Below are 25809 nucleotides of genomic sequence, written 5' to 3' on the forward strand. Positions count from 1 at the left end.
CCGAGCAGCACAAAAAAAGCACTTCTTCATCTGGGAAGAAGCGCTTCACTGATGGTTTTATTCAAATTGTCGAGCAGCTTACGAAGTCCAGAAGGCTGCCCGGTCCTCCGCACGCAGCTTGGATACAAATCCCGAAGGGTCCTGGTCCATGTACTGGATCGAATCCATGATCCATCTGCCTCTCGACTTCTTGTATTGAATCGTGGCTAATCCGGAATCCCGGAGACGATGTTCGCTTGTTGCCGTTTCATGAGTCTGATCGGTCATAAGCTTAAAATAGGGGTCAATCCGTTTGACGTCTAGAGCATGCGTTTCTCCTGGAACCAATGCGTCAAACTCGCTCCGTTCCGGCAGGCGGCTAAGCCGCCACTGATCCAGGAGATAACCTCCTTGGGGGTGAAAGAACGAAACCAGTTTGCTGCCATCTGCCATTTCGCGTATTTCATAAGTATAGTCCTGTTCCTCTCTTATGATGTCCGGTTTGCCGAATTGGCTGTCAACATCGTCTTTGGACATGCGAATTGACATGATGATCCGGTACAAATAAGGGGAATTGATCTCGTTATGGAGCGTTATTTCCTCGTTGACTTTCCCTGCGCCAGGCAGCATGATACATAACAATAACGCGACTACGCCCATCGTTAGCCCTGCTTTACGGGCTTTAAATACCCCATCCGTCCTCATGTCAATCGATATGCCCTGTCAACGCCGCTTCCTGGATATCATGGCCCCGGGCCCAATCCCTGAACGAGAAATCAAGCACGCTGCCTTGAGCAAGCGAAGTCATGACTCTTCCTTCTTCGAAGGAGTACGAAAAGGTATGCAGCGTTCCGAACAAATCGTCGTAATCCGTAAAAAATAACGGGGACTTACGCTCCTTAAACAAACCGAAAGCCTCGGTTTGGGTTAACTGTCCAGCATCCAGGCTATCGATGTAACGTTTACGCCGAAGGGAATGCTCGATAGAAGGTCTGTTTTTGCCCGTCAACGCTTCATAATGGTTAACGCAGGCGATTGCCGCCTCCTCACCAGCACGGGTGATCACTTGATCCGGGCTTGCTTCCACAACGCCCGTGTTTCCCCGTGCATCCCCGATTGAGAAGTTATAACAAGCCGCATGGGGTATATGGCGCAGCATGTAAGACGCTTCTTCTACGGTAGCACATGATTCCAATATCATCCGAACGCTGATCCATGGCGACAGACCCGTCTGATATCCGTCAAAGCTAACAAAATGCAGCCCGGCAGCGAGCCCTTTTTCATTTACCCCGTCATGCCGGCCCAGCGCCTGCAAATTATAGCCTGCACTCGCTAAGCCTTGATCGGCTTGAGCCATCGTAAAATAACCATCGTAAAACGCAGGCGTAAAATCATAATTTCTTACGTAATACGAAGGGGTAATCATCGCCGAACAGCCCATGGCCGCGATCTTCGGAACGTCGTATCCCCCTAGGAGAGCCGCCGCTTTGGGAATCGGCATTTCCAAGCCTTCCGCCAGTCCTTCAAGCTCCGATAGCAGCTGCGGGGCAAACTCGTTATAGATGCTTTTCAACTGTTCCGTGTCGATCTCCGGCTTGGTGGCCGCTTCAAAAGCTTTTAATATCGATTGATTTCGCAGGCGGCGGCCAAGCCTGAGCCCGTTATGATAGTTATCTTCTCTAAGCTGCAAAATGTTTACCGTATAATCCGGCATGTTAACCCCTCCACCCAGGCGGTTTTCCATTTGGGAATATATCCCTTACCCAATTATAGACGCAATTCATCCATCCTCCAATAAAAAAGCTCCAACCCGGCATGTTTCCATGCTTGGAAGGAGCGGATTTTTATGCGCGGTGCCATTTTTCAAATACGTGAACGTATTGCTCATATTTTTCGGACCAGGCATCTTTGCGCGATTCCAGTGTCCTGCCCTCCAGCAGTGCTTCAATGACGTCCAGACATACGTCCCAACCGGCAATATCCTTCGGTGTATGATCCGTAATGTTGGTTATCGTCTCGATCAGCACAAGACGACACCCTTCGGCCTCTGGATGCAGCTCAAAACGCACCCGGTCCTCTCCCCACGTGTATTCCAATACCGATAACTCCCGATAATCCGTAATTTCAAATTCTTCGAACGTTCCGTCCTGCATGTCAAATGTCATTCTACCGCCTTGGCGCAAATCTTCCACCTTAAGCTCCGAGAACCACTGCGTCAGCTTGTCGTTATCCGTCAGATAGGACCATACCTTCTCAACCGAATGCTTCAGACGGCGTTCAAATCGAACGGTCGTTCCAAACTCGTCTTGCTGCACAACAGCCAGCATTTTTCCCACTCCTTAGAATTGTTTCACTCAAAAATGGATCTTCCAAATCAAACTACAATACGATGCTTAAGGAGTTTCATCCTCATCCAGCAGCCTCTCCAGATCATCCAGCTTGTTCGTCCAGAACTGCCGGTAGGGCATCAGCCAGTCGTGGATCTCCTCCAGAGGCTTGGCATTCAGGCTGTACACATGCCTTTGTGCTTCTTTCCGCAGCGAGACCAGACCAGCCTCCCTCAAGATGCGTAAATGTTTGGACACGCCTGGTTGACTGAGCTGCATGAGATCTACCATCTCGCCCACCGTGCATTCTTTCACGCGCAGGTAGTCCAATATCGTCCTGCGGTTCGGTTCTGCCAATACTTCAAAAAGGTTATCATTCAACATATTTATTATATTACTGTACAGTTATATTACTGTAAAGTTATATACAAAGGCAGACGCGATCTTTGAACAAACATAACGCCTTCCTTATAATGAATCTATGGATGGTTGAAGGAAAGGAATGACGGAAATGACCGATATTATTTTTTTGCGTGACCCTGACCTGCCGTTTCTCGAAATCAAACGATGCGATACTTTAGACAATCTTTCTTATAAAAAGCATTTTCACGAAGAAATTTCCATTGGCCTCATTGAAAAGGGAGCCACCCGCATATGGTCGGCTGGGAAACGGTACGAGGCTGCACAGGGGCAAATGGTTTATTTTCCGCCGCTGCTCCCTCACGCTTGCCATCCCGAGAATCCCGCCGACTGGAAGTATACGATGATCTTTATCCATCCCCGTTGGCTTGTGCAAATCCCTTCGGATCATGATTCCCATCAACCTCATATGCCCATCCTGCATCCGAAATATCAAAACGAACGGTCCCGGCATCTGATCCATTCCTGCAGGACACTGCTTCAGCAAAATGCCACTCCCCTGGAAGTGGAGTCCATGCTTATGGCGTTAATGCGGGAGACGGGCCTCCTTCAAGAGGAAGCCGCACTGGCGTCAAGTGGCAGCGTTCATACATCCCCGGCTATTCTGCGAGTGAAGCAGTATTTGGACCACCATTACAAAGATCGCATTACACTTGATATTCTGCAGGACATCTCCGGAATCAGCAAATTCCACCTGATCCGTTTGTTTGCGGAAACCTATCATCTTGCACCCCATGCCTATCAGAATTTATTGCGCATCAATTACGCGAAAGAGCAGCTGCTGCAAGGAAAAGCCATCGCCGATGTTGCTTCGGAGTCCGGGTTTTACGATCAAAGCCATTTCACTAAAGCTTTTTCCGGCTGCGTTGGCACAACGCCTCTTCGGTATGCAAAAGCAGCGTCATCGTAAACAAACCGCAATTTTATACAAGACCGCCTCGCTTAAACGTTGATAGAATCACGGAAGATCAAAATTATGCGAGGTGTTTTAAACATGAACGATTCATTATCGGCACTGGCTTTTGCCGATGCTTTAAAGTCTGTCGCACGTAATATCCAACTCAAACAATATGTCCAGCAATCCGCCGAATTGTATCCCATACTGCTGCGTGCAGCTGAGCGTTTTGTCACAGGCGACGTGCTGGAACAAGGTTTGTTATGCCGAGATTTATTAAATACAAAAGGTTACCGGACTTCGCTGGAATATATCGGGGAGAACACGCTGACCGAAGCGGAATGTACACGGGCTTTCCTGGAATTCTCCCGGTTAATTGAGGCCTGTTCGAATGACAGGCCGGGAACCCGAGTTTCACTCGATCTTTCCCATATCGGATTATCGGTAGACGAGGATTTGGCATACCGGCATCTTCATGGGCTGGCTGGCGAAGCCGAGAAAGCTGGTTTGGAGCTGGTCATCAGCATGGAGGAATCCGCCAAAACGGATGCCATCCTTGCACTTCACAGAAAAATATCGGTCCGATTCACGAATGTCGGCATCACGCTGCAAGCCCAGCTTCCCCGGACCCTGGAAGATCTCGAAAGGATTCTTACCTACCGCTCCGGCACGATCCGCATCGTAAAAGGCGCCTATCAAGAACAAGAGGGGTACTATATTCCCCGTTCCGAGGCCCTGACTTCAAGGTATATTCAACTGGTCGATTTATGCATTCAAGCAGGCAGGCAAGTATCGTTCGCCACCCATGATGAAACGATCCTGCGGCATATCACAAGCAACGAAACGTATCGCGGATCGGCTGTCGAGATTGAAATGCTGTACGGCATACGTCCGGACCTGTCCAGACAATTAAAAGATGACGGCTTTCCTACTCGAATTTATCTGACTTATGGTGAAGAATGGTTCCTTTACTTATGCCACCGCATCGCCGAGTACCCGCCGAATATATATGATGCAGTGAACCGGTCGATCCTAGGCGGCACCGACACAATTAACCAATATTGATCAACATCAGTTAGGGAAGAGACGGCGAACACTCGCTGTTTCTTCCCTTATTTATGATCAGGTACTAAAAAATATTTTCGGATTGCCGATGTTATAGTTGAAACTTTATTCCATGCCAATGCGTCATATTGTAGAGGAAAATAATAACAAAGCTAAATTCCAGGAGGTTGAGTGTGTGAAAAGAATATGGACTGCCTTGCTAGCAGCTATACTGTTAATCCCCATGACATTCCAATCGCAGGCACAGGCGGCAGTGAACATCAGCGTCTTGATTGACGGCGTCAAGCTGTATACGCCTCAAGCACCTGTCATGATTCAAGGACGGGTCATGCTTCCGATGAGATCCATTTTCGAAGCCTTGGATGCATCGGTCAAATGGAATCAAAAAACGAAAACCGTCACAGCGACCAAGGATGGCACAACCGTCATTCTAAAAATCAACTCCAAGACGGCCACCATCAATAACAAGACGGTAGCGCTGGATGTTCCGGCGAAAAACTTAAAAGGCAATACCATGGTGCCGGTACGCTTCGTAAGTGAAGCCCTCGGCCAAAAAATCGGCTGGAATTCCAAAACGAAAACGGTCACCGTCAAAACAACGAACAATTCAGGCGGCGGCGGAAATAATACCGGCATCGTACCGGTGAATTATGTGACTCTTCGGGACATCGGCAATGCCGGAGACGGCCGCGATCTGCATGTCAGCTTCTCCAAATCGTCGACCGAATCTTTAATTTCACATTACCGCGTGCTGATTGTGAAGCAGTCCAAAACGTTAAACCAGACAGAGGCACAGCGCGTGTCCTCCGCAGCTTACACAACGGTGTACCCGTCCGGCTCGGATCCAACTCTGACCCTCACGTCGGGCTCAAGAGATGTTGATAATGACCCTATCCGCGATAACCAGGCTTATAAAGCCTACGTATTGGCAGTCAGCAAAACAGGCGGCACATATGCCCTTTCCTCGGCTTCGCCGTCGTTGACGCTGACCAACACCAATTCGGTGAACGGAGCAACCAACGTGAAAGCGAGCGATGTGAGCGACTACGGCGATGGCCGTGATCTTCAGGTCAGCTTCACGCGTGCCCAGAACGAGAGCAATGTGAACAACTATCGCGTGTTTGCGGTGAAAACGAAGGATGCAGCTAACTTCAACTTGGCAGCAGCTAAGTCTGTGGCTAGCCAGAATTATACGACGGTGAGCAAAACCAGTACGACGAATACAACGCTGTCTACGACGCTGAGTTCTTCCGCTCGTGATACTTCAGGCGAGCTCATCCGCAGCGGAGTCGCTTACACCGTGTTTGTCCAGTCTGTCAGCAGCAATGAGAGCGTGCTTGCAAGCAACCTGTCGTCAGGTTCGTCTTCCATCACGCTCAACACGGGAACAGCAACGGTTCCATCCATTACGCAGGTGACGGACATCAGCGATTACGGTGATGGCCGCGATCTTCGCGTAAGCTTTAACAAGGTTTCCAACGAATCCAACATTCACTCTTATCGTGTCTTTGTCGTAAAGGACAGTAATTATAGCAGCTTCAATTTAAGCAAAGCCTATACGGCCTCCAACTACAACTACTATACTCATGTCAACAAAACCGGCAATAACATCAACAACTTGACGCTGTCATCAAGTGCTAAAGATGTAGATGGAGCAACGATTCGTAGCGGCGTGTACTATCGCGTATTCGTCATGGCCGTGGATAACAATAACTCCAATAACAACGTGCTGTCCGCTCCATCGAGTTCCATCATCTTGAGTTCCAGCACCAATCTGGGCGCAGTCACCAATCTGTCCGTCACTGACGTGAACAACTACAATGATGGGCGCGACTTGCAGGTGTCATTCACCCAGCAGTCTGATCGTTCTAACATCAGCCATTACCAGGTATTCGTTGTAAAATCAACTGATAGTTATTTTGATCTGTACAGAGCCAATAACTTAAACAACAGCTATTATTACACTCAAATCAATAAGAACAACAGCAGCAACATAACGCAAGTCCTGAATTCCAACAGCCGTGATATCGATGGAGAACTGATTCGCAATGGCATCAGCTATCGCGTATATGTCCTGTCCGTAGGATATTCGGGTAACAATGCATTATCCAGTTACTCATCGATTACGCTTGGAAACAACAATCAGGGCAATGTAAACCCTGTTTCCACGCCAACCTTGTCCATTATCGGCAATAATGGTAACGGAAGTGACCTGAGAGTCTCCTTCAATCCAGCAAATGGTGAAAACTTCATCGACCATTACCGGATTCTCGTTGTGAAGTCATCCAAGAGCCTGAGCGTGTCCCAAGCTTATGAGAACAAGAATTACACCACTGTTTACAAAACCGGCGGAACCATCACTCGGGATTTGGCCAACACGCCCAAGGATTCTGATGGGGATCTCATTCAAAGAGGTTCAAGCTACCGGGTGTATGTCTTGTCGGTAGGCTACTCGAATTACGGCAGAGCACTTTCATCGGTTTCTAATGCGGTTACGATTCAAGGCGTGACGGAGGTTGGGAAAGCTACGAACGTTACGGCAACGGATGTGGGCAATGAAGGCAACGGAAGCGATCTGAAAGTAACTTTCTCCCCTGCCAGCGGAGAGAACAATATCGATCACTATCGTATTTATGTAATCAAATCATCCAAGAGTCTGTCATTATCCCAAGCGCAATCAAACAGTTATCACACTAAAGTGTCTAAAGCGAACGCCTATTCTCAAGTTCTAGACGCTAAAGCTAGAGACACAGATGGTGAATTCATTCGGAATGATCAAGGCTATCACGTGTATGTCTTATCGGTAAGCAACAATTCCTCCAGATACAGTGATGCCCTATCCGCTCCATCAGACGAAATCAAGCTACAAGGAGTAAGTCAAGTAGACGCAGCAATTAATGTTCGAGTGATTGATGATGGTGATCGAGGAACCGCTAGTGACCTGAAAGTTTCCTTCACTAAATCTGCTAACGAACAAAACATTAGTGAATACCGAATAATAGTTGTAAATGAATCCGATTTGAGCAAATTCAATCTGGATGTTGCTAATGGACTCCCAGCAGAAAGCTACCTTACCGTCTTTCCTGGTGCTAACTATAATGACAATCTCATAGACGGTACCCTAGATGCATTCGGAAAACAAATTGTTAATCAACAAACATACCGTGTATTTGTTTTATCTGTTAGCAACAATAAGAATATTAAGAACACGCTCTCGAAAGCTTCCAATTCCGTACCATTGGAAAACAAAACAGCGCTGGAGATTCCCTCCACTGTGAAAGCAGAAATTGTAAGCGGAAATGGTAATGCCAGTGATGTTGCTGTCAAGTTCACGGGAACAACTACAGGGATTAATGAATATCGAATTATAGTTGTTCCTTCAGATAAAACCTTGGAATTAAAAGGAGCTGAAGGAATAAAGGATAGCAATCTATACACTGTAGTTGACGCTAAAGCAGGCGAAATAGTGCAAAAATTAACCAACTCAAAAGACGTGAACAATATTGCCATATCTGAGGGTAAGGAATATAAAGTTTACATTCTAGTCGTTGCGGATGGAAAAACGCAAAAATCTAACGCCTTATCTACACCATCCGAGAATTTCACCATCCCGGCCCCATTCCAAGCTTCGGCCGTTAAAGCCAGTTTGAATAAAGACGGGAAGCTTCAAGTGGAATTCACGAAAGCGATCAACGAGGCAAGCATGGATAGTTATCGGCTGTTGTTTGTGGCAAAAACAGATATCAAAGATTTCAATCTTCAAAAAGCAACAACAGCCGTTGCCAAAGAAGAAACAAATGTTGCAATAAAACCAAGTGGCGTTAATATCTCAACACTAATCGATATCCCAACAGTAGATGCTTTAAACCAACCTATTAAGATGGATACAGAGTACGCCGTCTATGTTTTTTCAAAGCTAAAAGATCAAATAAATGTGCAGACAGCTACACTGCTCTCTAAGCCATCTACAACCTTTAAATTATCGACTCCTGCTACAACAACGCCTTAAATTAGTGATCTATATTTAAGAAGTTTCCAATCAAACTACTAGTCTCAATAAAAGCTGTTCCTCCGGTCAAATTTGACCATGAGGAACAGCTTTTTTTCCCCCTTCTTCCACTAAGCTCCATTCTGGAACTACCTGTATCTTATAACTAATTTCCACATGATTTTAGGATGAATTATCCGGGTACTTCTATATGGAAAAATATGATAATTTATAAATTAGAAAGCGCTTTCAATAAACGTTTGGAGGTGAATGTCTACCCTTAAAATCCGCTCATGACAGCTAGAACCTCAACAACCGATAGATACCTCACAAGGAGTCACGCTAGTTAAACCATCACTTTATAATTTCATGACAAAGGAGATGCTAATGATATATCTGAATAAGAGATCCCTATGTTTCTTGGCCCTCATCGCTGCTGTGGTCATCTCACTATTCCCATCTTCCGCATCCGCAGCAAAAAAAGAACATGCAAGACCTTTTAACAGTGGTCCCCAAGCCTACGTCAATGATATGCAGCCCGGCTGGAACCTTGGCAATTCGCTGGATGCCGTTGGGGCTGACGAAACAGCATGGGGAAATCCGCGCATCACCAAAGCCCTGATCGAACAAATCGCGGCACAGGGTTATAAAAGCATCCGCATTCCGGTAACCTGGAACAATCACATCGGCAGTGCACCGAGTTATACCATCGACGCCTCTTACATGGATCGCGTCGAGGAGGTTGTCGATTGGGCGCTTGATGCCGATCTGTACGTCATGATCAATGTCCATCACGATTCTTGGCTGTGGATCAGCCATATGGAGAACAACCGCAGCCAGATCGTTGCCAAGTACAACGCCGTGTGGACTCAAGTTGCCCAACGCTTCCGGAAGCATTCCAACAAACTGATGTTTGAAAGCGTTAATGAACCCCGCTTCTCGGATGGCGGGACCACCGACGAGTCCAAAGCCTTTCTGATGCTGGATGAACTTCATACGTCGTTCCATCGGATCGTCCGCGAATCTGGAGCGCGTAACTCGACTCGACCGTTGGTGCTATCTACCTTGGAAGCATCACCGACTCAGACCAGAATGAATGAGCTTTACAACACCATGACCAAGCTGAATGACACCAATCTTATTGCCACAGTCCACTATTATGGATTTTGGCCGTTCAGTGTGAACATTGCGGGTTATACCCGTTTTGAGACGGATACCCGGAACGATATCGATCAAACGTTTAACAATGTGTATAACACCTTTATCGCCAAAGGAATTCCCGTCATCCTGGGTGAATACGGATTGCTCGGCTTCGATCAGAGCACCGGAGTCATTGAGCAGGGGGAGAAACTGAAATTCTTCGAATATCTAACCTATGATCTGAAACAGAAGAACATTACCCATATGTTATGGGACAACGGTCAGCACTTTAAGCGAACCGCTTTTACCTGGTCCGACCCGGAGCTGTACAACATCATGAAGGCAGGTTGGAGCGGGCGCTCCTCCACGGCTGACACCGATCTGGTTTTTGTGAAGAAAGGTGCTGCCGTCCAGGATAAAAGCATCCCTTTGAACTTAAACATCAACACGTTAACCGAAGTCCAGACAAATGGACAACTGCTAGTCGCTGGGCAGGATTATACGCTTAACGGAAATGCGATCACGTTTACATCCAGCCTGCTGTCCAGACTGACTTCTTCCGGCCAATTCGGCGTGAATGCTGTATTGACGGCCAAATTCAACCGGGGGGCAGACTGGAATTTCAGGGTCATCTTCCATGATAAGCCTGTGCTGCGCAGCACGCAGGGTACAACTGATTCGTTCAGTATTCCCGCGACATTCAACGGAGATCAGTTAGCCACGATGGAGGCGGTATACGCGACGGGAGGCAATGCAGGACCGCAGGACTGGACCTCCTTCAAGGAGTTTGAGTATACGTTTTCCCCATCCTACGCGACAGGTGAAATCAAGCTCAAGCCTACCTTTTTTAATGAGGTCAGAGACGGGGAAGTGATCCTCAAGTTCCATTTCTGGAGCGGTGAGGTCATCACCTACAACCTGACGAAAAGCGGAAGCGCCGTAACCGGTAACGCCTCTTAGGACACCATATTTAACATTAACGGCCTGTCTGGAACCTTCCCGCAGGCCGTTTTGCATTCCCCTCTTACGACCTCCAGTCACGTAACAGATAAGCAGCTGCATGCTATTTAGTTCCTATTTATTCAGCAGTGAAATGAACAAAAGCTCAAGCGAAATCACTTGAGCTTTCATCTGTTTAGGCTTGAGACATATCTCGCTCAGCCAGAAACTTATCGATAATGGCCGAGATCACATTCATGCTGACAGGCTTGCTCACATACTCATCCATGCCCATCCCTAAATATTTCTCGCGATCGCCCTTGATCGCATGGGCCGTGACGGCCACGATATAAGGCTTCTTCTCGGATGTTGTCGATTCTTTTATGAGCCGGGCCGCTTCCGTCCCATCCATGAAGGGCATCTGAATGTCCATGAACACAATGTCGTACGAATAACGCTCGAAGGCTTCAACCGCCTCCAGTCCATTCTGGACGGTGGTCGAATTGTATCCCAGCTTCTCAATCATTTTCTTGAGGACTAACTGATTCACCTCATTATCCTCGGCAATCAAAATTTTCAGATCGTTTCCTGAGGAGTGATTCTCGTGAACGGTCCCATTCTCCTGTTTATTCCCGGCATCCAACTTAAACGAAAAATCAACCGTAAACGTAAAGACAGACCCCGGCTGGTTCTGGTTCTTCTCGTACCAGATATCTCCGCCCATCAACTGAACGAGTTTTTTGCAGATCGCCAGCCCCAGCCCCGTCCCTTCCACCTGGCGGGTCATATAATGGTCCACTTGATAAAAGGGTTCAAATAGCTGCGCAACCTTCTCACTCGGCACACCTATACCCGTATCCATAACGGAGAATTTGATTAGAGCGGAATTCCCCTGGTTCTCTACACACTGCACAGAGATGGAGACGGCACCATTAGGCGTAAATTTAATCGCATTACTAAGCAGGTTCATTAAGATCTGCCTCAGCTTCGTCACATCCCCGTAAACCTGATTCGGAACGTTCGAAGCTACGGATGTGGTTACCTCAATATTTTTCTCCAGCGCCTTCGGAAGAATCAGGTTTAATGTCTCGGACAAAGCCGTTCTTAGGTTAAATGTTTCCTCCACCAGCTCCGTTCTGCCCGATTCGATTTTTGAAAAGTCCAAAATATCATTGATGATGTTCAGAAGGGTTGTCCCGCTTTTCTTAATGATCTGTACATAATCCCGCTGCTCCTCATCAAGCTCTGTCTCAAGTATCAGGTCCGTCATCCCGATCACACCATTCATCGGCGTACGGATCTCATGGCTCATCATCGCCAGAAACTCGCTTTTGGCATTATTCGTTTTCTCGGCAGCTTCCTTCTCGATGATGAGCCGCTTCTGCTCTGTCATGTCCTTGGCAATAATGTAGAAACCCACATTCTTGTTATGAATGACAATGGGTGCCAGTGTAGCGAGCACTTCAACCGTATGTCCGTCTTTGTGATGGATAACGTTTATAGCTTTCTCGACAGCAACGTAATCGGCTGTAGGAGAGAGTAAACGGGCAAGATTACGTTCACCGATCAAATTCGAAATTTTGGTTCCAATTAACTCCGGAATTTTAAAACCAGTTAGCTGCTCTGCCATCTGGTTCCCGTTAATGATCCCTCCCTCCAGATTGAAGGAGATGATCGCATCATGGTTATACTTCTTTAGCGAAGTGTAGCGTTCAATGCTCTCCTGGAGCCTTTGCTCGGCAACCTTGCTGTTGGTAATATCAACAATTTGCGAAATGAAAAATAAAGGGGTTTGATCCTTTTCGTCACGAACCAGAGAAACATGCATCGATGCCCAGATGCCACGGCCGTCTCTATGCACGAATTGTTTTTCCACCGCAATGGTTGAGGACGTCTCATCCAAAGATTGAAACAGCTTATCTTTATTGTTAATGTAATCAGAATAAATATAATCGGTTGCGGGCTGTGCCATCAATTCTTCTTCCGTGAAGCCAAACATTTTGCAAGCCGCAGGATTTACGCTGATCCAATTTCCATCTATCGTAACCAGGGCAATGCCAATTGGAGCACTTTTGTAGACATGTTCAAACAAAGTCTGATGGCCAAAAATGTTGATATCACTCATACTCTGCACCTCCTGATACCGATTATTATACATCAGCATCTTCGAAATGGGTCTTTTTCAGAGTATTTTTATACTGCTAATCATTAGCAGCGTCATCATCGGTAAACCAAACAATAGACGCCATTCCCTGCATAGCGAAAATTTCCCGACATCACCAAGCGATTCGCTGCCGCTCACGAAAAAACTCCCCGCTCGGTCCATTATCCTCCATCGTCGCCAGCCAGACAGCCGTATCAGCCCCTTCGGCAACGGTTAACGGAGCATCCTCACCGCCCATATCGGTCTGAACCCGGCCCGGGCAAACCGCGTTTACCTTTATGCCGGCACCGGCTACCTCCTGCGAGACGAGGCAGGTTAACGCATTCAGCATCGTTTTGGAGATACGGTAAGCCGAGGACGACCCTTTTAAACCGTAACCATCCTGCATGATTTCGAAAGCGCCAAGACCGGAAGAGATGTTTACGATACGCCCGTAATGATGCAGCTTCATCAAAGGAATCGCCGCCTGCGTCATTCGCAAAGCACCAAAAAAATTCGTCTCCAACGTTGCGCGCACGACCGACTCCTCTACCTCCAGCACAGAAACCCCCCGGTCCAAAATCACCCCGGCATTGTTCACCAGAACATCAAGGCGGCCGTAGTCCGACTGTATTCGCTCCATCATCCGTACCACATCATTGATATCGTGGACATCCGCCACGTGCAACTTTACATGGAGCCCGGCCGCAAGCAATTCCTGGACAGCTAACCTCCCCTTCCCTTCGTCCCGGGATGTAATGATCACTTGAAGTCCTTGGGCAGCAAGCTGCCTTGCGATCTCTTTTCCAATTCCGCGGTTGCCCCCCGTCACGACAGCAACTCGCCTCACTTCCCGTCCGTCAGCCTTGTTCATGAGCCCGATCCCCCTTGTCTAAAATAGCTTCCCATGCCGCAATGTTCTCCTGTAAATGAGTTTCCGCCTGTTTCAGCAGCTCGATCTGCAGCTGGATTTCATCCAGCTTCCGCTTTCCCACCTCAACCGCATTCGGGAGACATTCGATTTTGAGCTGCTCATCAAACGCACATTGGAAAAAGCTCATAATCTCCATCACCGTCAATCCCAGGCTAAAATACATCTGGATCAGCCGAACCCGCTCGATATCCGTCTCCCTGTATTCGCGATAGCCATTACCCAGACGCTCCGGGCACAGCAATTCTTTCTCCTCGTAATAACGCAAGGAACGCAAACTTACGCCCGTTTTACGTGACAATTCACTAATATGCACACGAAGCAGCTCCTTTTTCACTCGGCTAACCGCATTGTAAACCATCACATCATGTGAAGGTCAATCCGGAAATTCCACAAGCATATATTATTTCAAGTAGTCCATGGCATAAACATAATCTTTTGCCCATTCGGAAAAGGTAAGCTGCGGATCCCAAGTGACTGCACCCATCGCTTTGGCACATCCCCAATCCAATATACGCTGATGAAGCATATGCACCCTAAACCGATCAACAAAGCCCTCCTTAATGGCAGAGCCCTGTAAGTACATCTGTATAAAATGCCGGGCTACTTCCTGTTCCTCGAAATCCCAATACATAATCACCATCTTGGGCAAATCCGCTACTCCATCCCCAAAATATCCGGTCGTAAAATCAAAAATGCCGCTGATTCGCCACTCCTGACAAACCGTATCATACGCAACGAGCATATTGTCTGCCTTGAAATCCCCCATAACAAAAGTGGGTGAGCAATGCTTATCGAACGCATCCGCCGAGTCACGCAGCACCCCTTCAACCCATTCCGTATCGGTTGGAGTGATCTGGGAATATTGTTTGGCATCCTGCAACCAAAACCGAATTCGATGGTAGAGCCACTCTTTATAAGATCCCTCAAACGGGTGAATCCTTTGCGTTTTCGGGTCGAGCTCGCCATACTGCTCCACTTTCCAGCCGTGCATTTCATTTAACATGTTGGCTGCTGAAGAGGCAATATCTAATCGATCCGCTGCAGCAAGCCTTTCTCTAAATTGTGAATCATTCATATGTACGCCATGAAGACGGGGCATAATCGCGTAGCTCCAGCCGAAAATATCGCCGGATTCATCCAGCATATATGGGGCCGATAAAGGCAGTGTTGTATATTCCTGCAAAGAGTCCGTATAAAATTTCTCTTCAGCGAATTGCCCTTCATAAATGGGATTTCCCTTCAATACGTAGCTTCCTTTGCTCGAGTGAATGAACAACGTCTGATTTCCTACTCCCTTAGACGTTTTCTCAGCAGAAATGAGGGTCCCTAAACGGTGCCTGTTCAGCATGGTTTGAAGCTGTTCATCCGTTACATGTCCGATGGGGTTGGTTGAGAAGAAGATCTCTGTTGTCAATTAAAACGCCTCCTTAAAAATTCCACCGCGTTGCCAAGCATATATTTATCCGCAAACAAATCCTATGATCAGATGATCCCAAACAGCATAAATCCGATGGTGTTAATGGCAAGATTAGCAAACATATGGACCATCCAGGACGCATAAATATTGCCGCTGCGCTCATTCAACCAGTTAAACAGCAGTCCCGCGACAACCAGACCCGCGATTAACAACAGGAATAGTCCTACGGAGAACCAGCTGGACATCATCGCTATATGGTACACAGCAAAGGCCCCGGCACTGAATAGATAAGCAAACCGTCGTCCGACCTGCTCCTTCAGCGTGAAAAAGGCAAAGCCACGGAAAAAGAACTCCTCCAGCAGTGAATTCGCAATCGATATGTAAAGGGCTACAAACACAAAATTGCCCGCATTCACTCCCATATTGTCCTGCAAAGCCCCTGTTACGTTGGTGAAATCCAATAAAGGACTCAACAAAAAATATCCGCCGAGTATGAGAGTGAATACGCCGAATCCCAGCAGCAGGGACATCAGGAGGCTCTTTTTCTCGAAGGTGAACAGCCTGCGAAACGGTACCCCGCCGGCGATCAGGGCGTAGCCAATCGGCAATGTCAGAAAGAGAATGATTTTGATGGCGGATTTGACGGCATAATCTGGACGGATCACCGCGTCTACCAAGCTCATGGCAAGACAGCTTAGTACGATGATGGTTAGAAGAGAAACGATTTTCCTTCTTGATCTCATGAAAATATCTCCTTCGGCTGCTTATTACGGTTGCTATATAAGAATTCGATACACGGCGCATAATGCCCTCTACATCAATAGAAAACGCCCCTGTGTCATCAAACATCAGAGGCGTTTTCGCTCATTCATCTATATTCAATTCTGTGATACATAACGGCCTAGCGCCGCTTGATACACACTCTTAGGCCGAAGTCCGATAAGTTTGTCTGCCGGTTCTCCGTTATGAAACACGATCACCGTCGGCATGGACATAATACCGAATTGAGCGGCAAGCTCCGGGGATTCGTCACAATCCACCTGATAGATTTCCAGGCGACCGGCTTCTTCCTGACTCAGCTCTTCCAGAATGGGAAGCAGCACCTTGCACGGCGGGCACCATTTGGCTCCAAATTCAACCAGCGTGACTCCATTCTGTTTAATCGCGTTTTGAAAGCTGGCTGCATCTATTCGTGGTAAACTCATTTGCATTCCTCCGCTTCTTCCGATTCTCGTTCATCCAGAATCGATTGCATGCGTTCCTCCAGATTCATCTTGATATGGTTCAGCTGGTGGATTTGCGCATCGATCTCTGCAATTTTTTGACGAAAAATCGGGAACACCTCCGCGCAAAACGCCTCTTTATTTTTCAAGACGCAATGCAGGAAACCGGCGATCTGCTCGGTGGACAATCCCAGATTCAAATATAACTGGATGGTACGCACCTGTTCTTCTGCGAGATTCGAATACTCCCGGTATCCGTTCTCGTTGCGAACCGGCATAAGCAATCCTTGCTGTTCGTAGTATCGAAGCGAACGGATGCTGACGCCGGTACGGGCTGCAAGTTCTCCGATTTTCATGCTTTACACCTCCTGGATGAACGATTCGATTTCATTGTAAACCCTGACACTAGTGTCAGGGTCAAGCGAATTGTGCGAATATTTTATACATGATCGTGTTAGAGTCGACGGAAATCCCGATCGACTGTTATTTTCTTTTCTTGAATTTGCCTTTGGGGCTTGTAGAACGTTTGGGCCAACGACTTGACGGCACATGCTGGAGCATCGTATGGAATACGGTTCCCCACTGCTCTTCGTTCAGCCTGCCGATGGGGAGCTCTCGATCTACCCCCAGCACTCGGGCCAGCTTCGTAATCTGGGGAGGCGTGAACACGCCCAATAAAGCCGCGAATAACGGCAGCCTCGAATCCCTCAATCCGTAGGCTGCCAGCGCTGTAAACTTCGGCTGATGCTGCGTGGCAATGAGCGGCTTTTTCCTCCGATTAATGGCTAGAATGGCTGAATCCACTTTGGGAGGCGGCGCAAAATGTTGAGGCGATACGGTCCGCACGAGCCGAATTTCATAATGCATCCTCCAGCTTAAGATACGCGGATCCTGAACAGGTGCTGCCGTAAAACGTTTGGCTGCGCCCTTTTCCACAAGCAGCATGGCTCGCTGCAGCAGCACGCCGGGATGATCCAGCAGCTTCGCCATGATCGGCGTGGTGATCGAATACGGAATGTTCGCCACGACGGCAAACGGACTTCTCGGAAGAGGAACCTCCAGGAAATCAGATTGCTTAACGCGAATGTTGCTTCCATCTTTCATCTTGCTGAACAGTTTATCCACAAACCCCGGATCTGTCTCGATCGCGAGCACGTGTGCCGCTTTCTCTGCGAGTGGAAAGGTTAATGCCCCTGTCCCCGCTCCGATATCGAGAACGGTATCGGTGGATCGGATCTGCGCCAAATCGATCATATCATGAATCAGCCTTTTGCTGATTAATAGATGCTGAGCGGAAAAGTTAGACGCTTTCTTCCGCTTTTCCCGATCATTTTTATTATATTTAAACACAAAAAAGCACCTCATTCATTCGTATAGTAATGAAAAAGGCACAGCCCAAATAATCCTTCGCATTTTTACATAAAAATGGATGGATTTAGATGTTCTGTACCCTCATTAACGAATACGTATGAATGCGATGCAACACATGTTAGGACAATCCTCCCTTAAATGAAACGGATAAAATAACAACCAGAGTATAACATGGGCGCCTGTCTGGTTCACGGGAGCGTTCTTTTTAAAGGGTTCTTTACCATCGGTACAAGGGATGGGTATGGTATGTTGAGGAAGATGGAATAAACTGTTCCGAATCCTAACGAATACCCGTAATCTGGCATACTAGAAGGAGCAAATCGATATGGAAATCTATTTTACTAATGAAACTGCAGGCTCAAACAGCGCCGATAAAAATTACGTGAGGAACCAAATGATTGCGTATAATCTCAAGCACTTCCCAGACGACTTAAAGGGCCGATATCAGGAAGTCAACCTATTGTTGAGAAATGCGGACGGTCAGATATTGGGCGGGATTGTAGGGGAAATATGCTGGAACTGGCTGGAGATCCACTACTTGTTCGTGGATGAACCATTCCGTCAATTGGGATACGGCGCCAAACTGTTAAATGAGGCGGAAAAAATAGCAAAAGCGAAACAATGCGAGTTCGTTAAATTGGATACACTGAGCTTCCAAGCCTTGGATTTTTACATCAAGCAGGGGTATGAGGTATATGGCAAGATCGAGAATGCCGGACGGCATACGCATTACTACATGAAAAAGGAACTTTAAAAGAAGGCAGTAAAACACCGCCTTCTCTGCTCTTCCCTATCACCGCCCCAATCGAAACATTCCGTCCTTTTCGGATGCAAGCTCGGATCGAACCAATTCGTCCACGTCTTCGTTGAGATGGGCTTGATAATTCAAACTAACGAATGGTTTAACACCTTACATACTTACGTTTGAAACCAAGCTTTCCTCTCTCGACTTCTTTTCTAATATTTTCGGAAGCGTTAAGGAACTTGCTCTTTTTGTCCCGTTTCATTTCTACCGGCCCTACGGCATTTGCGGTCTCAACCGCCTTATCATGGAGCGGTAAATAGGATACGGCTGCGGTGTACATGAAATTATTCATCGCGGATTTCGTTCGGTCCGGAGACTCGTGAATGGTCTTTTCCACCAGTTCGAGCATGGCCGAGATTTTGCTTTCCGGGAACTCCCGATCCGGTCTGCTGCCGAGCAGCCAGCAGTAACAGCTCCACCCCGCCGACATTCTAAGCTCCTCGCCGCTTGCGATCCATTGATCGGCAACTTCCTGCGCAATATCCGCCTCTGCCAAGGTTACGGCAACCACATAATCGGACAGCATATAAAAATAGGCCGCATCCATCCAGCGATCAAAATCCGCTGCCGTCATCGCTTTAGGGTCTGCAATGATGCCGGCAAAGTACATGGCGTCGTAGTTCCCGGTGGCGTAAAGCTGCTCAGCCAGAGGCTGATTGATTTTAATTTTCTTGGCAATCGGCTTCATGGCGCCTGTCGCCACGCCAAAGAGCGGTTCATGCGCCCCATTGGACAGGTACATTTTCTTGAGCCGTTCCTTGCCAAGTACTTCAAGCTCCGACATAACGGATTCTAGATTCATGGTTCGACACTTCCTTCATTGGCTTAGTATATAGCTGCCGGATAATCGGCAGGCCGCACTTCATATGACTTGAGTGTACAATAACAATGACGGCCAAGCCTAGTCTCTCTTGATGGAAAGTTCCGGATTCTGTTCAAGGTTTTACGCAAAAAGCCGGCGATCGCGTCCCGATGAATATCGGGAAGGCAATCGCCGGCAGCAGAAGTTACATAGCCTCTGGTTGTTCCGACTGGACTTTCGGTGTCACCACCGACACGAGCAGTTCGTTTGCCGAAGAGATCGGCACGACCCCTTCTGGCAGTTTAAGATCCCCAACATGCAAAGAATTCCCGATCTCCAGTTCGCTGATTTCGACGGGAATGGTGGCGGGAATACGGTCCGGGAAGGACTCAATCTCGATGAACGTGCTTTGGATTTGGACGACGCCTCCAAGTTTGGCTCCCTTGGCGGTGCCGATGTAATCGAGATTCACTTTCGTGCGTACAACTTCATTTATATTGATGCGTAAAAAGTCGACATGAATGTATTCACGAGTGATTGGATCACGCTGAACGGACTCCAGCAAAACCGGAATCGGGTCCCGATCGTCAAAACGAAGCTCAAGGATTCCGCCTTTGCCGTTCCTTGCCCATTTGCCGAACTCTTTGGCGGACAGTTGAATCATCATATTGTCTTCCCCTGTGCCAAATACAATTGCCGGAATTCGTCCCGAAAGACGGAGCTGCTTCAGTCCGGTTTTGTTCATGGCAGCGCGCGTTTCTGCTCGTAAATTTACTCTCATCTCAACAACACTCCTCAGATTATCGTTATTTGGGTGCACTCTCCATCGATCGTCCATCATGAACTACGGATTTCTCCCCCCGCAGCGGGGAAATCAGGAGCACCATTGCATCACCTCCAGATAGACATTTAATGTAAAAAGCTTTTATATATGCGAGAAGGCACCTCGTCCCACGGGGAACGAAATGCCTAATTACTTGCTACCATATCATAGAAAAGGGGTGTTGTCGACCGAGTTGTCTAGATCACCTTTCCCGTTGCTCGATCGACCAGTTTGGCTTTATCCATGAAACTTGCACCCTCGATGCCATCTGAACTTTACATCCGAAGCATCTGAGACTACGCCTTCTTGTTCAAGCTTAATAGTAAAATTGCTTCAATTACTCGTACGTAGGTGGTATTGGCATCTCGATCTGTAACTTGGAGGCAATTTCGCTCAAGCCGTGTTACAATTGCTTAAACAATGATATTACAGAAAACCTCCCGTCAGGTAGGTTATTTTGTTTTTATACGAAAAAGAGGAGCTTTCCGCTCCTCTGTGATATTCCCCTCAAAACTTCTCATCTATTTGTCCTTCCGTACACTATCTAAAACCCCTTTAAAATTCAGACCCTTAGCGAGCCACGGAATCCCCTCGCAGCATAGTATGATTCCGCTCCATTGTGGTACACAAAGACAGTGTCGTAGCGGCGATCACAGAAGATTGCCCCGCCGAGGTTTCTAATACTGGCAGGTGTTACCACCCAACTCGATGTTTTCACATCGAAATTTCCAAACTTCTGCAGGTCCCGGTATTGTTCTTCCGATAGAAGCTCAATACCCATGGCGGCTGCCATTTCAACAGCACTATTCTTCGGTTTATGTTCTTTCCTTGATTCCAGCGCTTCACGGTCGTAACAAATACTTCTGCGGCCTTTTGGACTCTCAACTGAACAATCATAAAAAATGTATTCGCCCGTCTGGTTGCCATGGCCAATAACATCCGGCTCACCACCAGTTATCTCCATTTCATGAAGTGACCACAGTTTTTCAGGATTTGCTTCAAGCTTTGCTTGTACGTCAGCCCATTCCATATCTTGATGGCGGTTCATATTTTTCTCAAAACGAGCTTTCAATGTATGGAGCAGCCCTTCACGTTGTTCTGTTGACAATTCTTTAGCCAAGTTAGATTCCCCCTCATACCATTATGTGCGATACCCACCACGCCGTATAACTTTGAGCAACACTGTCACATCTCATCTATTCTTTCCTCACCAACAAAGTTACCGCCTCCACATGGCTTGTCTGCGGAAACATGTCGACCGGCTGCACCCAATCGAGCTCATAACCGCCGTCAAGCAGCACCTTGCAATCTTTCGCCAAGGTCGAAGGGTTGCAGGATACGTACACAAACCGCTTCGGTTTGGTGCGGAGCACCGTCTCCAGGAAGCGTGAGTCCAGGCCGGTACGCGGCGGGTCGGCAATGATGACGTCCGGCTTCATGCCTTCCTTGACCCAGCGCGGCAGCAGTTCCTCTGCCTGGCCGACATGAAAGCTTGCGTTAGCCCGTCCGTTTCGCTGCGCATTGGCCTTGGCATCCTCGACGGCTTCAGGGATCGTTTCGATTCCGCGCACCTCCTGGGCATAAGGCGCAAGCCACAGCCCGATCGTGCCGGTTCCGCAGTAGGCGTCGATGACGGTTTCCTTCCCCGTCAATCCGGCTGCCGCCCGGACCGACTCGTACAGCTTGACCGTCTGCTGCGGATTCAGCTGGAAGAAGGCTCTTGGCGACAGCGAGAATTGCAGGTCGCTCAGCGATTCCTGCATGCTCTCGGCTCCCCACAGCGAGATCGTCCGGTCTCCGAAGATGAGCGAGGTTTTCTTCGGATTGATATTGAGTGAAATCCCGCTCACCTCCGGAATGGTAAGGCGCAGCATGCGAACGAGATCGTCCTGCCTCGGCAGCTTGCTTCCGGCCGTGACCAGCGTCACCTGAAGTTCCCCGGATTGAAAGCCGTGACGGACCACAATTGTCCGTACGCCGTCCTTGTTTCCATTCTCTTTGTGAAGCGGAATCCGTAATTCTTCGAGGACGGATTTGACCTTCTCCACGGCTTCATTTACCTTCGGATGCTGAATCGGGCAGCCGCTAATGTCTACGATCGTATGGCTGTCCGCTTCATAGAGTCCTGCGATTACTTCATGGCCCTTCCGTTTCAGCTGCAGCTGCGCTTTATTCCGGTAATCCCATGGGTGCTCCATCCCGAGGATCGGCTTAAACTTCACATCATCACGTCCCGCATACCGGCTGAATGCCTCACGCACAATATCCGTCTTGGCCTGCAGTTGTCCCTCATAGGAGATATGCTGAATTTGGCAGCCGCCGCAGATGCCGAATACCGGGCAAGGGGGTTCAATCCGGTTAGGCGAACGCTTCTCCACTTCCAGAAGCTGTGCCTTGATAAATTTAGGCTGAACCTCTTTTACCTCGGCTTTGACCACTTCATTCGTGATCGCTCCGTCAATAAACACCGCCTTACGGCGGTAATAACCGACTCCCTCTCCGTTAATCCCAAGCCGTTTGATTGTAACGACAATCATGTCGCCGGCTTGCAGTTCATCCGCGTGCTCACGTCCGGATGTTGGCCTTGGCCCGCGCACTTCTCGCTTATATTTATCAGACGGTTTCGCCTTAGAATACGATGAAGCCGATAATGGATCCCTGTGCTTCCTATGTTCACGCTTAAAAGCCGGCTTTGCCCCAGCCTGGCTGGCTGCAGCCCTTTCACCCGGCTTCTTTCCGTATGCAGTTGATTTGTTGTTTTTGGTTCCTTGTCCGGAACGTCGTTGTTCACTCATGCCTTGATTTCTCCATCCTTCATGGTATCGTGTCCAATATACCATGCCGAACCTGCGAATGCTAACGAGCCGTATTCTTTTTCCCGATTTCATCGGTGATCCTCTGCTTCCTTGACGTCAATATCTTCGCCGCGTAAAACCGCAAAAAAATATTTTTGCAATTCGGAAACCAGAGGAGATCTTCCAGCGTATAATTCCATTATCATACATTCACATATGGAGGTATCTTTTATGTCGTTTTTTAACAAAATGCTAGCCAGTGTAGGAATTGGAGCTGCCCAGATCGATACGCATCTCGAAAAATCCTCCTATTATCCGGGTGAGGAAGTACGCGGAATCATTCACATTAAGGGAGGGAACGTAGAACAGACGGTTGACCGCATTTACTTGAAACTGATGACGGAATATACCAGGGAAAGCGACGACAAGAAGTACATAGAATCCTATACCCTTGCCAAAATCAATGTCTCCAGCCGCCTCACGTTAAAGCCTGGTGATCAGCAAGAAATCCCCTTCTCCTTTCCTCTGCCGCTGGAAACACCGCTCACCATTTCGCGGCAGCCGGTATGGATCCATACCGGCCTCGATATCGATAATGCCATCGATCCGAAGGACCGTGATTTTATCGACGTTGAACCGAATGCAGGCGCATCCGTTGTCTTTGACGCCGTGGAAGGACTTGGCTTCAGCTTCAAAATGGCAACATGCGAATATCACCCGAGATTAGGCCAGGGCGTTCCTTTTGTGCAAGAAATCGAATTTTATCCTGGCTCCTCTTATGCCGGCCATATCAAAGAGCTTGAATTGATCCTCTATCCGGAGCAGGACGGGATTTCGGTTCTGGTCGAAGTCGACCGCAGAGGCAGAGGGGTATCAGGCTGGCTCCAGCGATCCCTTGATATGGATGAACAGCACTCCTGGGTTACCCTGGATCAGCAGGATCTGGAGCAAGGTCCATCCCATGTGGCCCAAATTATTGACCGTGTCATCCGCAGATCGATCTAATGAAAAATGACCCGCAAGGCAGGTCGCTTGATCCCAAGTGACTCTCCTGCGGGTCATTGTTTTTAGATAAATGATATGGCTTATCAAATAAAATAATGCGGGTACTTCTCGCGTAAAATATCCTGCTCCACAACGACAAGACGCAGATGACGCTCCATCACGTTCATGGCCTGCTCCGCTTGTTTATTGACGATCAGCTGATACATTTCCTTATGCTGCGAAATGATATGCTCCCAGTTGGAGTCCTTGGACAGGCGAAGCAGCCGCAGACGATTGAAATGAATGTTCAGTTGCTGCAGCATCTTCCAGGTCCGTTCTTTGCCCGTACCCTCAAACAGAATTTGATGGAACTCCTCGTCCAGCTCAAACAGCTTATAGAAATTATGGTTTCCCGCGCATACGTCCTGAAGTGCAATATTGGTTTCCAAACGGAAACGGAACTCTTCGGGGAAAATTTCGCAGGCAAGCGCCACAATTTCCTTCTCGATCTTCTCCCTGATAAATCGGCCTTCCTCAACATGCCTGAGATTAATACGGGATACGATTGTCCCGCTTTGCGGAATGATGTCGAGCAGTTCCTCCTCGGCAAGCTTCATGAACGCTTCCCGTACCGGCGTTCGGCTGACGTTTAATTCATCCGCAATTTCCTTTTCCGAGATTTTCGTACCCGGTTCCAGCTCCAGATGGAATATCCGGTCTTTCAGCAGCTGATATGAATACTCCCTGGTAGAGCCTTTAATCTTTTGCTCTGTTGACATATATCGTTACCTCTTTCTCCTATGCTCTATGTTCTCTTTGCTTACGGTATAAGCATCGGCTGATATCACCGCTTCATATGCGGATGGCTCTTCCGATCACTGTTGAAGTGATTCCTCACTCTATATTACCTGAATCAATGGCACGGGCGGTATATAATGTACGGGAATCCTCGGAAAAAGCTTGCGGAGCAGCTCGGCCGTGCAGGTCATGCCGGGCTCCTCGCTGGCGGCATGGCCAATCAGGAGCATGGACAGGTTCCGGCCTTCGGCCGCTGCATCGCCGATGTATTCGGGCGTCTCCCATTCCGGGCCTTCGCCGGCGATAAGAAGATCCAGCCGCTCATTCACGCAGAGGGGAATGGCATGCGACCCGCCGCCCCGGTAGCCGACGGCAATGCCGACTCTGGAGCATGTTCCGCTTCGATTCCCGACATAACGAAGATACGGAAGATTCAGCTTTCTTTTTATATCTTCTGCAATATCCTGAACCGTCATTTCTCCAGGCAGCGCGACTATGGCCGCTGTCGGAAGGTACTTATCGATATATGGTTCCCAGTCCAGCGCCTGCACCAATCCCTGTGTAATCATATCGGGAACATACCTGTGAGGCGCATCATGAAACCGGTAAATCGTCAGATTGCCGGATTCGATCAGGCCTATTTTATCCTGGAATACAGGACTCGCCTGTATTCCTTCCACCCCATCCTCATGATGGCTGTAAAATGCCCCCTCATGGGTGATCACAAGGTTTGCTCCGGCTTGTATGGCTCTCTGCAAAACCGAATGTGAAGCGGCGAACGTGACAGCAATGCCGTGAACGACGGCATCCGCGCTTCCGGCTACAACCCTGTCCACCGTGGATTCAAGGCGTCCCGCTGGTTCTGTTAATCGGTTGATTACGTCTTGAACGATCACGCTCAATTTAGAACAACCTCCTTGTCGTCAACATGGCTGGATCATCGCGACCGTCCGAATCTACA

The 25809-nt window shown here is 48.2% G+C and carries 24 protein-coding genes; 6 read left to right on the forward strand and 18 right to left on the reverse strand.

What is annotated here, in order from left to right; all coding sequences use genetic code 11:
• Positions 1-78: 78 nt before the first annotated feature.
• From PLA01S_RS00960 to PLA01S_RS00975, 4 genes are all read right to left on the reverse strand, one after another.
• Complete coding sequence (locus tag PLA01S_RS00960) at positions 79-684, reverse strand: hypothetical protein (protein ID WP_246059265.1); 606 nt, start codon at positions 682-684, stop codon at positions 79-81.
• A gap of 1 nt (position 685) precedes the next feature.
• The gene (locus tag PLA01S_RS00965; RefSeq protein WP_127589641.1) at positions 686-1693 is read right to left on the reverse strand and encodes a C45 family autoproteolytic acyltransferase/hydrolase; all 1008 of its coding nucleotides are present in this window, start codon (positions 1691-1693) and stop codon (positions 686-688) included.
• Positions 1694-1823: 130 nt separating this feature from the next.
• Positions 1824-2306, reverse strand: a complete 483-nt coding sequence (locus tag PLA01S_RS00970) for an SRPBCC family protein (protein WP_127589642.1) — start codon at positions 2304-2306, stop codon at positions 1824-1826.
• 66 nt (positions 2307-2372) lie between these two features.
• Positions 2373-2690, reverse strand: coding sequence for an ArsR/SmtB family transcription factor (locus PLA01S_RS00975; RefSeq protein ID WP_127589643.1), 318 nt, complete (start codon positions 2688-2690; stop codon positions 2373-2375).
• Positions 2691-2808: 118 nt separating this feature from the next.
• Here PLA01S_RS00975 and PLA01S_RS00980 point away from each other — a divergent pair, with 118 nt between their 5' ends.
• The 4 genes from PLA01S_RS00980 to PLA01S_RS00995 all read left to right on the forward strand — a co-directional run bounded on the left by PLA01S_RS00980 (position 2809) and on the right by PLA01S_RS00995 (position 10774).
• Positions 2809-3636, forward strand: a complete 828-nt coding sequence (locus PLA01S_RS00980; protein ID WP_246059266.1) for an AraC family transcriptional regulator — start codon at positions 2809-2811, stop codon at positions 3634-3636.
• 84 nt (positions 3637-3720) lie between these two features.
• A complete protein-coding gene (locus tag PLA01S_RS00985) occupies positions 3721-4686 on the forward strand; it encodes a proline dehydrogenase family protein (protein ID WP_127589644.1) in 966 nt (321 codons plus the stop codon).
• A gap of 175 nt (positions 4687-4861) precedes the next feature.
• Entirely contained in the window at positions 4862-8695 is a 3834-nt protein-coding gene (locus PLA01S_RS00990) for a copper amine oxidase N-terminal domain-containing protein (RefSeq protein ID WP_127589645.1), read from the forward strand.
• Positions 8696-9061: 366 nt separating this feature from the next.
• Complete coding sequence (locus tag PLA01S_RS00995) at positions 9062-10774, forward strand: cellulase family glycosylhydrolase (RefSeq protein ID WP_127589646.1); 1713 nt, start codon at positions 9062-9064, stop codon at positions 10772-10774.
• Positions 10775-10949: 175 nt separating this feature from the next.
• Here the strand turns inward: PLA01S_RS00995 and PLA01S_RS01000 are convergent, their stop codons facing one another.
• The 8 genes from PLA01S_RS01000 to erm all read right to left on the reverse strand — a co-directional run bounded on the left by PLA01S_RS01000 (position 10950) and on the right by erm (position 17820).
• The gene (locus PLA01S_RS01000; protein ID WP_127589647.1) at positions 10950-12878 is read right to left on the reverse strand and encodes a PAS domain S-box protein; all 1929 of its coding nucleotides are present in this window, start codon (positions 12876-12878) and stop codon (positions 10950-10952) included.
• Positions 12879-13029: 151 nt separating this feature from the next.
• On the reverse strand, positions 13030-13770 hold the full coding sequence (locus PLA01S_RS01005; RefSeq protein WP_127589648.1) for an SDR family oxidoreductase: 741 nt from the start codon (positions 13768-13770) through the stop codon (positions 13030-13032).
• A complete protein-coding gene (locus PLA01S_RS01010; protein WP_174819181.1) occupies positions 13757-14188 on the reverse strand; it encodes a MerR family transcriptional regulator in 432 nt (143 codons plus the stop codon). Before PLA01S_RS01010 ends, PLA01S_RS01005 begins: the two co-directional genes overlap by 14 nt.
• A gap of 42 nt (positions 14189-14230) precedes the next feature.
• A complete protein-coding gene (locus PLA01S_RS01015) occupies positions 14231-15244 on the reverse strand; it encodes a phosphotransferase family protein (protein ID WP_127589650.1) in 1014 nt (337 codons plus the stop codon).
• Between the two features lie 68 nt (positions 15245-15312).
• Entirely contained in the window at positions 15313-15990 is a 678-nt protein-coding gene (locus PLA01S_RS01020) for a CPBP family intramembrane glutamic endopeptidase (protein WP_127589651.1), read from the reverse strand.
• A 135-nt stretch (positions 15991-16125) separates the two neighbouring features.
• The gene (locus tag PLA01S_RS01025; RefSeq protein WP_127589652.1) at positions 16126-16452 is read right to left on the reverse strand and encodes a thioredoxin family protein; all 327 of its coding nucleotides are present in this window, start codon (positions 16450-16452) and stop codon (positions 16126-16128) included.
• Complete coding sequence (locus PLA01S_RS01030) at positions 16449-16826, reverse strand: MerR family transcriptional regulator (RefSeq protein WP_127589653.1); 378 nt, start codon at positions 16824-16826, stop codon at positions 16449-16451. The genes PLA01S_RS01025 and PLA01S_RS01030 overlap by 4 nt, the downstream gene beginning before the upstream one ends.
• Positions 16827-16953: 127 nt before the next feature.
• The gene (erm, locus tag PLA01S_RS01035) at positions 16954-17820 is read right to left on the reverse strand and encodes a 23S ribosomal RNA methyltransferase Erm (protein ID WP_127589654.1); all 867 of its coding nucleotides are present in this window, start codon (positions 17818-17820) and stop codon (positions 16954-16956) included.
• 346 nt (positions 17821-18166) lie between these two features.
• Here erm and PLA01S_RS01040 point away from each other — a divergent pair, with 346 nt between their 5' ends.
• On the forward strand, positions 18167-18595 hold the full coding sequence (locus PLA01S_RS01040; protein WP_127589655.1) for a GNAT family N-acetyltransferase: 429 nt from the start codon (positions 18167-18169) through the stop codon (positions 18593-18595).
• Positions 18596-18743: 148 nt separating this feature from the next.
• On the opposite strand, the gene PLA01S_RS01045 is transcribed toward PLA01S_RS01040, so the two are convergent.
• The 4 genes from PLA01S_RS01045 to rlmD form a co-directional block, all read right to left on the reverse strand.
• Positions 18744-19448: a DNA alkylation repair protein gene (locus tag PLA01S_RS01045; protein ID WP_127589656.1), complete on the reverse strand. Its 705-nt coding sequence runs from the start codon at positions 19446-19448 to the stop codon at positions 18744-18746.
• A 205-nt stretch (positions 19449-19653) separates the two neighbouring features.
• Positions 19654-20229, reverse strand: a complete 576-nt coding sequence (locus PLA01S_RS01050) for a 50S ribosomal protein L25 (protein WP_127589657.1) — start codon at positions 20227-20229, stop codon at positions 19654-19656.
• Positions 20230-20833: 604 nt separating this feature from the next.
• Positions 20834-21391 (reverse strand): DUF4256 domain-containing protein, encoded by a 558-nt coding sequence (locus PLA01S_RS01055; RefSeq protein ID WP_127589658.1) that lies wholly within the window; start codon positions 21389-21391, stop codon positions 20834-20836.
• Between the two features lie 76 nt (positions 21392-21467).
• Positions 21468-23066, reverse strand: a complete 1599-nt coding sequence (gene rlmD / locus PLA01S_RS01060; protein WP_127589659.1) for a 23S rRNA (uracil(1939)-C(5))-methyltransferase RlmD — start codon at positions 23064-23066, stop codon at positions 21468-21470.
• A 231-nt stretch (positions 23067-23297) separates the two neighbouring features.
• On the opposite strand from rlmD, the gene PLA01S_RS01065 reads away from it, so the two are divergent.
• On the forward strand, positions 23298-24071 hold the full coding sequence (locus PLA01S_RS01065) for a sporulation protein (RefSeq protein WP_127589660.1): 774 nt from the start codon (positions 23298-23300) through the stop codon (positions 24069-24071).
• An 83-nt stretch (positions 24072-24154) separates the two neighbouring features.
• Here PLA01S_RS01065 and PLA01S_RS01070 read toward each other — a convergent pair whose 3' ends face one another.
• Positions 24155-24829, reverse strand: a complete 675-nt coding sequence (locus PLA01S_RS01070; protein ID WP_127589661.1) for a GntR family transcriptional regulator — start codon at positions 24827-24829, stop codon at positions 24155-24157.
• A gap of 120 nt (positions 24830-24949) precedes the next feature.
• Positions 24950-25750, reverse strand: coding sequence for a Nif3-like dinuclear metal center hexameric protein (locus tag PLA01S_RS01075; protein WP_127589662.1), 801 nt, complete (start codon positions 25748-25750; stop codon positions 24950-24952).
• Positions 25751-25809 lie beyond the last annotated feature (59 nt).

Source organism: Paenibacillus lautus NBRC 15380 (assembly GCF_004000945.1).
In the GTDB taxonomy this organism is placed as follows: domain Bacteria; phylum Bacillota; class Bacilli; order Paenibacillales; family Paenibacillaceae; genus Paenibacillus_AQ; species Paenibacillus_AQ lautus.